Genomic DNA, 12182 nt, shown 5'->3' with positions numbered 1-12182 from the left:
GATCGGGCCATGACCGCAAAACTCACCGAAGCCGCCAAGGGCGTCTACATCATTGCCGCCACGCCGTTCACCGATGAGGGCGCGCTCGATTTGCAGAGCGTGGATACGCTGACCGATTTCTACCTGCGCTGCGGCGTGCATGGCTTCACGCTGCTGGGAATGATGGGCGAGGCGCACAAGCTCACGACCGAGGAATCAATCGATGTCGTGAAACGCGTGATCGGCCGTGCCGGCGACCGGCAGGTCATCGTCGGCGTCAGTCACGCCGGCATCGAGAACGTCCGTCGCCTCGCTCACGAAGCGATGATCGCAGGCGCTTCAGGCGTGATGGTCGCCCCGCCACCGGGTCTGAAGGGCGATGACGGCATCTACAACTACTACGCCCAGGTATTCGCCGCACTTGGGCCCGATATTCCGGTGGTCTATCAGGACTATCCGCAAGCGACCGGCGTCTATCTGCCGCATCAGGTGTTCGAGCGTCTGGTCGACGACTTCAGGCAGCTCGTGATGCTGAAGCACGAGGACGCCCCGGGCCTTGCCAAGCTGACACGCATCCGCGAGGGCGAACAGAAGCCCGGCCGCCGCCGCGTCTCGATCCTGGTCGGCAATGGCGGGCTCTATTATCCGCAGGAATTGCGGCGCGGCGCCGACGGCGCCATGACCGGCTTTGCCTGGCCGGAGATGCTGGTCGAGGTCTACGACCATTTCATGTCGGGCAGGGTCGAGGAGGCGGAGGATCTGTTCGACGTCTATCTGCCGCTGGTGCGGCACGAGGTGCAGCCCGCGATCGGGCTTGCGCTGCGCAAGGAGGTGCTGTTCCGCCGCGGCGCCATCAAGAGTCCGAAGCAACGTGCGCCGGGTTCGCCGCTCACTGCGACCGACCGCGCTGAGCTCGATTCGCTGATCGCGCGTTTCGAGCGACGGCTGGCGGCCTCCGGCCGGGGGCACAAGGTGGCGGCGGAGTAAGGAGATGTCCGATTACGATTTGATCGTTCGCAACGCCCGCATCGTTACCGAGGATCGCCAGACCGAAGGGGACATCGCTGTAAGGAGCGGTCGCATCGCCGCCATCGAGCCCGATTTCAAGGGCACGGGCACCCGTGAAATCGACGCCGGCCGGAAGTTCGTCCTGCCGGGCGGCATCGACAGCCATGTCCATGTCGAGCAGAAGTCGGGCTTCGGCATCATGTGCGCCGACGATTTCTATACCGGCACCGTCTCCGCGGCGTTTGGCGGGACCACGACCATCATTCCCTTCGCCGCGCAGCATCGCGGCATGTCGCTGCGCAAGGTGGTGCAGGACTATCACGAGGCGGCGACGCCCAAGGCGGTGATCGACTACGCCTTCCACCTGATCGTATCCGATCCGACGCCGCAGGCGCTGGGGCAGGAGCTGCCGGCGCTGATAAAGGATGGCTACACCTCGTTCAAGATCTACATGACCTACGATGCGCTCAAGCTCAGCGACTATCAGATCCTCGATATCCTGGCGCTGGCCCGCCGCGAAGGCGCGCTGCTGATGGTGCATGCGGAGAACCACGACATGATCCAGTGGCTGGCGCACCATTTGGTCGACCAGGGTCATGTCGCGCCCAAGTTTCATGCCATTGCCCATGCGCGCATCGCCGAAGCCGAGGCGACCAACCGTGCCATCTCGCTGGCGCGGCTCGTCGATGCGCCGATGCTGATCGTGCACATGTCGGAGATCGAGGCCATCGAGACGCTGCGGCAGGCACAGAAAAAGGGGCTGAAGATCTTCGGCGAGACCTGCCCGCAATATATCGGCCTTACAGCCGACGACATGGACAAGCCCGGAGTCGAAGGCGCGATGTGGTGCTGCAGCCCGCCGCCTCGTGATTCGGCCGCCCAGGAGGCGGTATGGGCGGCACTGAAGGACGGCACGCTCCAGACCTTCTCCTCCGATCACGCGCCTTACCAGTTCAACGAGAAGGGCAAGATTCCCAAGGGCGACAAGACGACGTTCAAGGAGATGGCGAACGGCGTGCCGGGGCTCGAGATCCGCCTGCCGCTGCTGTTCTCCGAGGGCGTGCAGAAGGGTCGCATCAGCCTGCAGCAGTTCGTGGCGCTCAGCTCGACCAATCACGCGCGGCTCTATGGTCTCTATCCCCGCAAGGGCACGATCGCCGTGGGCTCGGACGCCGACTTCGCGATCTGGGACCCCGACAAGGATGTCACGATCCGCTGGAAGGACCTACACGACAATGTCGGCTATACGCCGTACGAGGGCCGCGAAATCAGGGGCTGGCCGGTCGTCGTCGTGAGTCGCGGGCGGGTGGTTGTCGAGAATGGAAAGCTCGACGCCGAGCGCGGCTCCGGTCAGTTCCTGCCCTGCGCTTCGCCCGACTCGGCGAAACCGCTCGGACGCTCGGCACCGGAGTTGCGGGCGATGTCGCGCTTTGGTGCGAAGCCGCTGTTTTGAGGTAAAAGACATGTCCCGTCGTCTGAAAGTATCGGCCGCCCAGCTCGGGCCCATCCATCGCGCCGACGGCCGCAAGGGTGTGGTGAAGCGGCTGGTGGGGATGCTGAAAGAAGCCGATTCACGCGGCTCGAAATTCGTGGTGTTTCCCGAGCTCGCGCTCACGACCTTCTTTCCGCGCTGGTGGATGGAGAACCAGGCGGAAGTCGACAAGTACTTCGAGGCGCAGATGCCGAGCCCCGAGACACTGCCGCTGTTCGAGCTGGCGCGCTCGAGGGGCATCGGCTTCTATCTCGGTTACGCCGAGCTTGCGGAGGAGGAGGGCAGGACCCGCCGCTTCAATACCTCGGTCCTGGTCGGGCCGGACGGCCGCATCATCGGCAAATATCGCAAAATTCATCTGCCGGGCCATGCCGAGCATCGGCCGACGGTTCCCTACCAGCATCTCGAGAAGAAATATTTCGAGGTCGGCGATCTCGGCTTCAACGTGTGGAAGATGTTCAAGGACGACGTGATCGTCGGGCAGTGCATTTGCAACGACCGGCGGTGGCCCGAGACGTTCCGCGTCATGGGACTGAAGGGCGCGGAGATGGTGGTGCTGGGCTACAACACGCCGACCGACAACGTCTATGCACCCAAGGAGCCGCCCTATCTGCGCGTGTTCCATCACAACCTGTCGATCCAGGCCGCGGCCTACCAGAACGGCATCTGGGTCGTCGCCACGGCCAAGGCCGGCAAGGAAGACGGCTTCTGGCTGCATGGCGGCTCCGCGATCGTCGCGCCGACCGGCGAGATTGTCGCCAAGAGCACGACCGAGGAGGACGAGGTCATTTCGTACGATTGCGACATGGGACTCGGCGAGTACATCCGCAACACCACGTTCAACTTCGCCAAGCACCGGCGGCCCGAGCACTACAAGCTGATCTCGGAACGCACGGGCGTGAAGGTCGAGCCCTCGAATTGAGAGTCTGCCGATGCAGTATGCCGCTTCCGAGGTGACGGCGCACGAGCGCTACAAGATCCTGACGGCCTTCGTGCTGCCGCGCCCGATCGCCTGGGTGACGACGATCGGCCCGACGGGCGTGGTGAACGCGGCGCCCTTCAGCTTCTTCAATGTCTTCGCCGAGGATCCGCCGCTCTGCATGGTCGCCATCAACAGGCGGCCGGACGGGCGTATCAAGGACACCTGGACCAACATCGAGCGATCGGGCCAGTTCGTGGTCAACCTCACGGACGAGCCGCTGGCGCGCAAGATGCACGAGTCGAGCGGCGACTTCCCGCCCGATGTCGGCGAGCCGGCCTATCTCGGCCTCGGGCTCGCGCCTTCGGTCGACGTGGTGCCGCCGCGGCTTGCCGAGGCGCCGTGGTCGATGGAATGCAAAGTCTGGCGGACAATCAACGTCAAGGACGACCGCCAGCTGGTGATCGGCGAGGGCCTGCGCTTCCATATCCGCGACGCGCTCTGGGATCCAAAGGCGATGCGCGTCCGCATGGACAGATACCATCCGGTCGGCCGCATGTTCGCCGACCGCTACTGCCGGACCGATGACCGCATGGAATTCCCCGCAGCCCCCGTCGTGAAGGCGAAGGCGGCGGAATGAAGGACCACCCCTTTTAGGGGTGAGCATTTGCGACCGATCTTCCAGCTCAAGACCAGTTCAACCTCGTGCGGCCGATTGCCATCGAGACGGCCGCCTGGCTGGGTTCGACGACGGGCAGACCGACGTGGCGCTGCAGCCGGTCGCGGTAGCGCGCCATGCCTGCGCAGCCCATGATCAGCACGTCCGCGCCGTCCTCGTCGCGCAGCTCGGCAGCTACCTCGGCCATGCGGCTGAAGGTGCGGGCTTCGTCGGCGAGCTCGACCACCCCGAGGCCGATCGCGCGGTCGCCCGCCATACGGTCGTTGAGACCCATCTGGCCGACATAGCGCAGATGACGCGGGATCGATTTCCGCAGGATCGAGATCACGCCAAAGCGCTGGCCGAGCGTGAGGGCCGTCAGGATGCCGCATTCGGCGATGCCCAGGACGGGCTTCGAAGTCGCTTCGCGCGCGGCGTGCAGGCCGGGGTCGGAATAGCAGGCGATCACGAAGGCCGAACAGTCATTGTCGTGGCTTCGCACTGCAGCCGCAATCGGTGCCACGACGCTCTCGACATGGGCCTGCGTCTCGATTCCTGGCGGCCCTTCCTTCAGGGTTACGCATTCGATGGCCGGGCCGCCGGGCATGCGAAGCGGCTCCATCGCCTTGTCGATGCCGGCGGTGACGGCCTCGGTCGAATTTGGATTGATGACGAGGATGCAGTCGCGATTCTGGGACATGCGGCAAGGATGGCCTTCAAATTGCTATCCAACAATGGCTGTTCTAACGTCTGCGCCTGGGGATTTCAGGGAGGCAAACCGCATGTCGAACCGTGGATGGGCCGTCGCCGTGGCCGCAGTCTTGATGGGCGCCGCAGCCCTGGTGCCGGCGAACGCGCAGGACAAGCTGCCGCCGCTGCGGACCGGCGTCGACGGCACGTTCGCGCCGCACGCCTTTCCGAAGCTGGGTGGCGGCATTCAGGGCTTCAATGTCGACCTGTTCACCGAGGTCGCCAAGCGGATGCACCGGGACATCACCATCGATTCGGTGAGCTTCTCGACGCTGATTCCGGGCATGGAGTCCGGCCGGTACGATTTCATTGCAGCGCCCACGACCGTGACCAAGGAGCGCGCCGAGAAGATGCTGTTCACCGCCGGCTACATCTGGACCGCTTACCAGTTCGGCATCAAGAAGGGCAGCGTGCCGATCAAGGGCTGGGAGGATCTCAAGGGGAAGGCGGTCGCCGTGAACAAGGGCACGCCCTACGAGACGCTCAGCAAGAAGATGGGCCAGGAGATCGGCTTCGAGGTGCAGGCCTACGACACGCAGCCGGACGCCACCCAGGCCGTGCTCTCGGGCCGCGCTTATGCCACGCTCGGCGGCAACACCACCATCGTCTACACCGCCTCGAAGAGCCCGATGTTCGTGGCCGACCTCGAACTCAAGGACACGCGTGCCCATTGGGCGGCACCAACGCCAAAAACCAATCCCAAGCTCAGGGCGCAGCTTCAGGATGCGCTCGATTGCATGAAGAAGGATGGCTCGCTGGTGAAGCTTTCCGAGAAGTGGTTCGGCCGCGTGCCGCCGCCCGATGCCCTGGAGCGCACGATCACGCCCGGCTATGGCGTGCCGGGCATGCCGGGCTACGATCCGACGCCGCATGAACTGCATTGCGGTTGAGTCGGGGGAGCGCGCCCCTCCAGCGGCGCCTCATGATCAGCGCCACTGGAGTGGCCCGCTCCGATGAGCATCGTCGTCGCCCGCGGCATCCACAAACATTTCGGCCATCTGCACGTCCTGAAGGGCGTTGATCTGGAGGTAGCCGAGCGCGAGCTGGTGTTCGTTATCGGTCCCTCGGGCTCCGGCAAGTCGACGCTGCTGCGCTGCCTCAACAGGCTGGAGGAGCCGAGTTCGGGGAGCATTACGGTGGCAGGGATCGACATGCTCGATCCGCGCACTGACATCAACCATGCCCGGCAGCACATCGGCATGGTGTTCCAGTCCTTCAACCTCTATCCGCATATGACGGCGCTCGGCAACGTGACGCTGGCCCTGCGCAAGGTGGCCGGGAAGTCGCGGGCCGAAGCCGAAATGATCGGGCAGGCGGCGCTCGATCGGGTGGGACTTGCCGATCGCGCGAACCATCGGCCTGCCGAGCTGTCGGGCGGCCAGCAGCAGCGCGTTGCCATCGCCCGGGCCATTGCACTCGAGCCCAAGGTCATGCTGTTCGACGAGCCCACGAGCGCGCTCGATCCTGAACTTGTGGGCTCTGTGCTGGCCGTCATGCGATCCCTGCGTGAGTCCGGCATGACCATGATCGTCGTGAGTCACGAGATGGGCTTCGCGCGTGCTGCGGCCGACCGCGTCGTGTTCATGGACCATGGATCGATCGTGGAGCAGGGATCGCCGGCGCAGATCTTCGAGAGCCCGGCGCACGAGCGCACCCGGGCCTTCATCGGCCAGATCCGGCAGCATTGATGACCTCCTCAGCCGAAGTGCCGTGCCGCAGCGCTGCACATGATTGGGCCACCGCCGAGAGTCGCTCCGAGCCATGAGCGCCTGGAATCGCTTCCTCGAGACCTTCTTCAACGCGGAGGTCATGGCGAAGTATCTGCCGGACATCCTGCACGGCACGCTGGTCACGATCGAGCTGGCGGCACTGATCGTCGCCAGCGGGCTGGTTGTGGGACTGCTGCTGGCGTTGATCAGAAGCCTCGCCATCCGGCCGCTCAACTGGCTGATCATCTTCGTCGTCGATCTGTTCCGGTCGCTGCCGCCACTGGTGATCATCGTCCTGATCTATTTCGGCCTGCCCTCGGCCGGTATCTCGGCCTCGAGCTTCGTCTCGACCTGGCTTTCGCTGTCGCTTGTCCTGATGGCCTTCGCCGAGGAGATCTTCTGGGCCGGCATCACCTCGGTCGCCAAGGGACAGTGGGAGGCCGCGCGATCGACCGGGCTTTCCTTCGGCCAGACCTTGATCAATGTCGTGCTGCCCCAGGCGCTGCGGTTGACGATTGCGCCGCTCACCAATCGCACCATCGCCATCACCAAGGGCACGGCGCTCGGCACCGTCGTGGCATTGCATGAGATCCTGGGCATGGCGAGTTCGGCTGTATCGAACTCCTACAACCCTTCGCCGCTGATGATGGGAGCGGCCGCCTATCTCGTCCTCTTCCTCCCGGTCGTGGTGGCGGCGCGCTGGATCGAGACCCGGTTCGCATGGAAGAGATAGTCCAGTCCTTCTTCAACGCCGAAATCGCCCAGGCGGCGATGCCGATCGTCCTTGCCGGACTCCTTAACACGGTGCTGCTCTCGCTGCTCGTCGTGCCGCTCGGACTGGCCGGCGGACTGATTCTGGCGCTGCTCGCTCAGCTCAGGAGTACCGCGGTACGATGGTCCCTGATGGCCTGGGTGGACTTCTTCCGCGCCTTTCCGCCCCTCGTCCTGCTGATCCTGCTGTTTGCGGGCCTGCCGTTCGCCGGCCTGGAGCTCGGCGGGTTCGCTTGCGTCGCCATCGCCTTCTTCCTGAACACCGGGGCCTACTATGGCGAGATCCTGCGGGCCGGCATCGATTCCATCCCGCGCGGGCAGATCGAGGCGGCCCGTTCGACCGGCCTGTCCGGGTTGCAGACCATGGTATGGGTCGTGCTGCCACAGGCGGTTCGCAACGTGCTGCCGGACTTGCTGTCCAACACGCTGGAGGTGGTGAAGCTCACCTCGCTCGGCAGCGTGGTGGCGGTGCCGGAGCTTTTGTTCCAGGCGCGCCAGGCGCAAAGCGTTACCTTCAATCCCACGCCCATCGTCATGGCGGCGCTGATCTATTTCCTGATCCTATGGCCTGTGGTGCGGCTTCTCAGTCGGTTGGAAAACAGGGCGCTGGCCGGCCGGGGATAGATCCGTCCGGCAGTCAGGCTTCTGCCGGTGGCCGGGCCGTGGATCCCGATGAGCGTCACTGCGGCCTGCTCTTGAAACGATGGGCAAAAGCGTCCATATCTGCGCCGTCGATAGACGGACGACTTTTGGCGATGCGCGACATGGTCAACGCAGCGCCATCGACTGATCCCGAACACCAGTGCGCATTCGACGGCCAGCCCTCTTCGATGGAGGGCGGGCAGCATATCCACGTCGTGAAAGGCTACCATTCCCATGACTACGGGAACCGTGAAGTGGTTCAACGCCACCAAAGGCTTCGGATTCATCCAGCCGGACAAGGGCGGCGCCGACGCCTTCGTGCACATCAGCGCGGTCGAGCGCGCCGGCCTCGATGGCCTGCGCGAGGGCCAGAAGGTCGAGTACGAACTCGTCTCCGACCGCCGCAGCGGCAAGATGTCGGCCGACAACCTCAAGGCGATCGGCTGAGCCAGGTATCTCCCTTGCCGAGGCCGACCGCGGATGTACCGGCGGCCGAGGATTTCGCCCCGCAGCCAACCGGCAGCGGGGTTTTCTTTGCCGTGTCGGCTGCCGTCTTCAGCTGCTCTCGGCGTGCATGATGTCGCCAAACAGCTCCCAGGTTTGGCCCTTGAACCGTGCGAGCTGGACAGCCTGGATCGGATAGAAGTCAGTGGGGCTGGTATTGACGGTGATGCCCGGCAGCAGAAGCGGAACACGGAAGTTCTTGAAGCTCGCCGCCTGCTTCATGAGATTGGCCCGTGTCAGCTCGTTGCCGCAGCGCTTCAGTGTCTCGTGCATCAGGGACGAGACGGCGTAAGCGTAGATATGGCTGGCATCGGCCTTGTTGAAGTCCGGCATCCATTTGTCCATCCAGCTCTTCCATGTCTTCATCTCGGGATTCTCGTCCCACTGCTTGTCGGTGGCGTCCATGATGTAGGCGGCCGTGACGATACCCTGGGCGTTCTCGTAGCCTGCCGGCTTCATGACCGCGGCCACCGAGGCCGAGACGTTGTTGAGATAGTGCGCCGGCTTCCAGTTGATGTCGGCCATCTTGCGGATCGCCTGTGCGGCTGACTTCGGGCCCGAGATGTCCATGAAGACATTGGCGCCCGAGTCCTTGAGCTGGATCACCTGGCTGTCAACCGTGGGATCGGTCGCTTCGTAGGTGACCGTCTTCACGATACGGCCGACCTCCTTGCCCAGCCCCTCCTTCAGTCCGCCGAAGTAGTCCCGGCCATAGTCGTCGTTCTGCATCAGGACGGCGATCTTGGCGTCCTTGACGTTGGCGAGGATGTGCTTGCCGTAGATCACGGCCTCAGTGTGATAGTCGGGCTGGAAGCCCATGGTCCAGGGAAAGTGCTGCGGGTCGCCCCATTTCGAGGCGCCCGTCGCCACGTAGAGCTGAGGCACCTTCTTCTGGTTCATGTATTTGTGGATCGCGGTGTTGCACGGCGTGCCGAGCGACTGGAAGAGGGCGAAGATCTTCTCCTGCTCGACCATCTGGCGCACGACCTCCACGGTCTTGGCCGGGTTGTAGCCGTCGTCCATGGAGATGAAGTTCACCTTGCGGCCATTGATCCCGCCACCCTCGTTGACGCTCTTGAAGTAGGCTCCGATGGTCTTGGCGATGACGGCATAGGACGAGGCCGGACCGCTGTACGGATTGGTGTTGCCGATCTTGATCTCGGCGTCGCTCGCACCTTCGTCGTACTTGTTCTGTGCGGACGCAACGCTCACGCGGGAAAGCAGGGCAGCCGCCGACACGCCGCCCACGAACTTGCGCCTGCTGGTGCTCATCGCATTCTCCCCTGGCTGTCGTCGCCGCCGAGTATGCCATGGCGACCGGCGGCGTCGAGGCCGTGCTTGATCTGAGGACCGGGACTGGGCCAACGTTTGTCCATCGAGCAAGGAGGAAACGCACATGTATCCGGGCCAGCACGTTGCCCGCCGCGCCGCGCAGCCCGCTGTCGTCATGGCTGGCACCGGCGAGACGATCACCTATGGCGAGCTCGAAGCGCGCAGCAACCGGCTTGCGCATCTGCTGCGTGCCCGGGGCCTGGGACGGCTCGACCACTACTCGATCTACATGGAGAACAACGCGCGTTACGTGGAATGCTGCGCCGTGGGCGAGCGCTCGGGTCACTACTATACCTGCGTCAACTCCTATCTCACGGTCGAGGAGCTGGCCTATATCCTGAACAACAGCGAATCGAAGGTGTTGATCACGTCGCAGGCCAAGCGCGAGGTGGCGCTGGCGGCCTTGCCTCTTTGCCCCGGGATCGAGCTCTGCCTGGTGGTCGACGGGCCTGGCGAGGGTGACCATGTCCTCAATCTCGAGCAGGCGACCTCAGGCCTTCCCGCGACACCGATTGCGGATGAATCGCTCGGCACTGCCATGCTCTATTCGTCGGGCACCACGGGCAGGCCGAAGGGCATCCTGCGGCCGTTGCCCGAGCAGCCGCCGGCGCAGCAGCTTCCGATCTTCACCTTCCTGGAGAAGCTCTGGCAGTACCGGCCGGATATGATCTACCTGTCGCCGGCGCCGCTTTATCACTCCGCGCCTCAGGCGGCCGTCAACCTGACGATCCGCGTCGGCGGTACCGCTATCATCATGGAGCGTTTCGACGCCGAGCAGTACCTGCAGTTGATCGAGACGCACCGCGTCAGCCACAGCCAGCTCGTACCGACCATGTTTTCGCGCATGCTCAAGCTGCCCGCGGCTGCGCGCACGCACCACGACCTTTCCTCGCTCGAGATCGCCATCCATGCGGCCGCGCCCTGTCCGGTGCAAGTCAAGGAGCAGATGATCGAATGGTGGGGTCCGATCATCCATGAATACTACGGCGCCACCGAGGGGTTGGGCTTCACGGCCTGCAACTCGCAGGAGTGGCTGGCCCACCGCGGCACGGTCGGCCGGGTGCTGCTGGGCGAGCTGCACGTGCTGGACGACCAGATGAAGGAGCTGCCGGTCGGCACCCCGGGCACCTTGTGGTTCAAAACCGCGACACCCTTCGAATATTTCAATGATCCCGGCAAGACCAGGGAGGCTCGCTCGCCCGACGGCACGATGAGCACGGTGGGCGATGTCGGCTATGTCGACGAGGACGGCTATCTCTATCTCACCGACCGCGCGACCTTCATGATCATCTCCGGCGGCGTGAACATCTACCCGCAGGAATGCGAGAATCTGCTGATCACCCATCCCAAGGTCGCCGACGCCGCTGTGTTCGGGGTGCCCAACGTCGATCTCGGCGAAGAAGTGAAGGCGGTGGTCCAGCTCATGCCGGACGTCCACCCCGGGGCGGAGATCGCCGACGAGCTGATCGCTTTCTGCACCCGGCACCTGGCACGGCAGAAGGTGCCACGCTCGATCGACTTCGAGCACGAATTGCCACGGCTGCCGACAGGCAAGCTCTACAAGCGCTTGCTGCGCGACCGCTATTGGGGCAACAAGACGAGCCGCATCGTCTAGCGATGCACCAGTGGAAGCGCAGGCGCTTTGCGCGCATGCTGCGCTTGGTCCGACGGGAAGAGAGGCCATGGCGCTGCAATATTCCGCCCTCTGCAAGGGATGCTGGCAACAGATGCACATGCCGATTCCGTTGCGCGGCGGCTTCTCGCTGCCGTTTCGCGTCGTCGGCATCCGTCCCAGCAAGATGAACCCGAACATCTGCACCATCTGCGAGATGATGTTCACGCGCATGATGAAGGCGCGTACGGTGACGATCGACGCGACCATTCTGTTCGCGGACCTGAGAGGCTATACGAAGCTTTCCCAATCGGTGCCGGCGGCGGAGGTCGCGACCCTTCTCGATGATTTCTACGACCGTTGCGCCGCGGCCATCTGGGAGCATGACGGGCTCCTCAACAAGACCATTGGCGATGCCGTGATGGCGATCTTCAACTTCCCGATGGCTCATGGCGATCATCCGCGGCAGGCTGTGCTGGCGGCACGCGAGATGCAGAGATCCTTCGCCGCGCAGCGGACCCGGTTCGTCGGCGCGCTTGGTGCGGAAGGCGACGAATTCGGCATCGGCGTCGGGATCCATACCGGCGAGGTAAGCTTTGGCGAGTTTGGCCACTCGCACCGGGATCTGACGGCGATCGGCACAGTAGTGAACGTGGCAGCGCGTGCGCAGTCGGTCGCCCGGCCCGGGCAGATCGTGGTGACCCAGGCTGTGCACGATCAGGCGCAAGCGGAGTTGCAGGGCAGCACCGCCCGGGACTACACCCTCAAAGGCTTCGATCAGCCGGTCGCGCTCTACACGGCCTGAT

At 64.1% G+C, this 12182-nt stretch carries 13 protein-coding genes; 11 read left to right on the top strand and 2 right to left on the bottom strand.

Features of this window, described 5'->3' with window-relative positions; translation table 11 throughout:
- The first annotated feature begins 9 nt into the window (after positions 1–9).
- Genes VH499_RS11440 through VH499_RS11425 form a run of 4 tightly spaced genes read left to right on the top strand, consistent with a single transcriptional unit; the run spans position 10 to position 4038 of the window.
- Entirely contained in the window at positions 10–966 is a 957-nt protein-coding gene (locus VH499_RS11440) for a dihydrodipicolinate synthase family protein (RefSeq protein WP_332052858.1), read from the top strand.
- 4 nt (positions 967–970) lie between these two features.
- Entirely contained in the window at positions 971–2440 is a 1470-nt protein-coding gene (gene hydA, locus VH499_RS11435) for a dihydropyrimidinase (protein WP_332052857.1), read from the top strand.
- A gap of 10 nt (positions 2441–2450) precedes the next feature.
- A complete protein-coding gene (locus VH499_RS11430; protein WP_332052856.1) occupies positions 2451–3401 on the top strand; it encodes an N-carbamoyl-D-amino-acid hydrolase in 951 nt (316 codons plus the stop codon).
- A gap of 10 nt (positions 3402–3411) precedes the next feature.
- A complete protein-coding gene (locus VH499_RS11425; protein ID WP_332052855.1) occupies positions 3412–4038 on the top strand; it encodes a flavin reductase family protein in 627 nt (208 codons plus the stop codon).
- 46 nt (positions 4039–4084) lie between these two features.
- Here the strand turns inward: VH499_RS11425 and VH499_RS11420 are convergent, their stop codons facing one another.
- Positions 4085–4756 carry an aspartate/glutamate racemase family protein gene (locus tag VH499_RS11420; RefSeq protein ID WP_332052854.1) on the bottom strand — a complete coding sequence of 224 codons (672 nt, stop codon included), beginning with the start codon at positions 4754–4756 and terminating at the stop codon, positions 4085–4087.
- Between the two features lie 82 nt (positions 4757–4838).
- On the opposite strand from VH499_RS11420, the gene VH499_RS11415 reads away from it, so the two are divergent.
- The 5 genes from VH499_RS11415 (at position 4839) to VH499_RS11395 (ending at position 8375) form a co-directional block, all read left to right on the top strand.
- The gene (locus VH499_RS11415; protein WP_332052853.1) at positions 4839–5696 is read left to right on the top strand and encodes a transporter substrate-binding domain-containing protein; all 858 of its coding nucleotides are present in this window, start codon (positions 4839–4841) and stop codon (positions 5694–5696) included.
- Between the two features lie 63 nt (positions 5697–5759).
- Entirely contained in the window at positions 5760–6494 is a 735-nt protein-coding gene (locus VH499_RS11410; RefSeq protein WP_332052852.1) for an amino acid ABC transporter ATP-binding protein, read from the top strand.
- 73 nt (positions 6495–6567) lie between these two features.
- Positions 6568–7248, top strand: coding sequence for an amino acid ABC transporter permease (locus VH499_RS11405; RefSeq protein ID WP_332052851.1), 681 nt, complete (start codon positions 6568–6570; stop codon positions 7246–7248).
- A complete protein-coding gene (locus tag VH499_RS11400; RefSeq protein ID WP_332052850.1) occupies positions 7236–7910 on the top strand; it encodes an amino acid ABC transporter permease in 675 nt (224 codons plus the stop codon). Before VH499_RS11405 ends, VH499_RS11400 begins: the two co-directional genes overlap by 13 nt.
- Positions 7911–8162: 252 nt before the next feature.
- Complete coding sequence (locus VH499_RS11395; RefSeq protein ID WP_332052849.1) at positions 8163–8375, top strand: cold-shock protein; 213 nt, start codon at positions 8163–8165, stop codon at positions 8373–8375.
- A 108-nt stretch (positions 8376–8483) separates the two neighbouring features.
- Here the strand turns inward: VH499_RS11395 and VH499_RS11390 are convergent, their stop codons facing one another.
- Complete coding sequence (locus VH499_RS11390; protein ID WP_332052848.1) at positions 8484–9704, bottom strand: ABC transporter substrate-binding protein; 1221 nt, start codon at positions 9702–9704, stop codon at positions 8484–8486.
- Between the two features lie 124 nt (positions 9705–9828).
- On the opposite strand from VH499_RS11390, the gene VH499_RS11385 reads away from it, so the two are divergent.
- Positions 9829–11379, top strand: coding sequence for an AMP-binding protein (locus VH499_RS11385; RefSeq protein WP_332052847.1), 1551 nt, complete (start codon positions 9829–9831; stop codon positions 11377–11379).
- 73 nt (positions 11380–11452) lie between these two features.
- Positions 11453–12181 (top strand): adenylate/guanylate cyclase domain-containing protein, encoded by a 729-nt coding sequence (locus VH499_RS11380; RefSeq protein WP_332052893.1) that lies wholly within the window; start codon positions 11453–11455, stop codon positions 12179–12181.
- Position 12182 lies beyond the last annotated feature (1 nt).

The sequence above is a fragment of the Reyranella sp. genome (genome assembly GCF_036558665.1).
Taxonomy (GTDB): domain Bacteria; phylum Pseudomonadota; class Alphaproteobacteria; order Reyranellales; family Reyranellaceae; genus Reyranella.
Note: the sequence above shows the minus strand (reverse complement) of the source record. Positions and strands in the feature narration are given on the sequence as shown.

Excerpts from the sequence above, each read along its gene's own strand:
- VH499_RS11440 (WP_332052858.1), top strand. The coding sequence starts at position 10 with ATGACCGCAAAACTCACCGAAGCCGCCAAGGGCGTCTACATCATTGCC.
- hydA (WP_332052857.1), top strand. The coding sequence starts at position 971 with ATGTCCGATTACGATTTGATCGTTCGCAACGCCCGCATCGTTACCGAG.
- VH499_RS11430 (WP_332052856.1), top strand. The coding sequence starts at position 2,451 with ATGTCCCGTCGTCTGAAAGTATCGGCCGCCCAGCTCGGGCCCATCCAT.
- VH499_RS11425 (WP_332052855.1), top strand. The coding sequence starts at position 3,412 with ATGCAGTATGCCGCTTCCGAGGTGACGGCGCACGAGCGCTACAAGATC.
- VH499_RS11420 (WP_332052854.1), bottom strand. The coding sequence starts at position 4,756 with ATGTCCCAGAATCGCGACTGCATCCTCGTCATCAATCCAAATTCGACC.
- VH499_RS11415 (WP_332052853.1), top strand. The coding sequence starts at position 4,839 with ATGTCGAACCGTGGATGGGCCGTCGCCGTGGCCGCAGTCTTGATGGGC.
- VH499_RS11410 (WP_332052852.1), top strand. The coding sequence starts at position 5,760 with ATGAGCATCGTCGTCGCCCGCGGCATCCACAAACATTTCGGCCATCTG.
- VH499_RS11405 (WP_332052851.1), top strand. The coding sequence starts at position 6,568 with ATGAGCGCCTGGAATCGCTTCCTCGAGACCTTCTTCAACGCGGAGGTC.
- VH499_RS11400 (WP_332052850.1), top strand. The coding sequence starts at position 7,236 with ATGGAAGAGATAGTCCAGTCCTTCTTCAACGCCGAAATCGCCCAGGCG.
- VH499_RS11395 (WP_332052849.1), top strand. The coding sequence starts at position 8,163 with ATGACTACGGGAACCGTGAAGTGGTTCAACGCCACCAAAGGCTTCGGA.
- VH499_RS11390 (WP_332052848.1), bottom strand. The coding sequence starts at position 9,704 with ATGAGCACCAGCAGGCGCAAGTTCGTGGGCGGCGTGTCGGCGGCTGCC.
- VH499_RS11385 (WP_332052847.1), top strand. The coding sequence starts at position 9,829 with ATGTATCCGGGCCAGCACGTTGCCCGCCGCGCCGCGCAGCCCGCTGTC.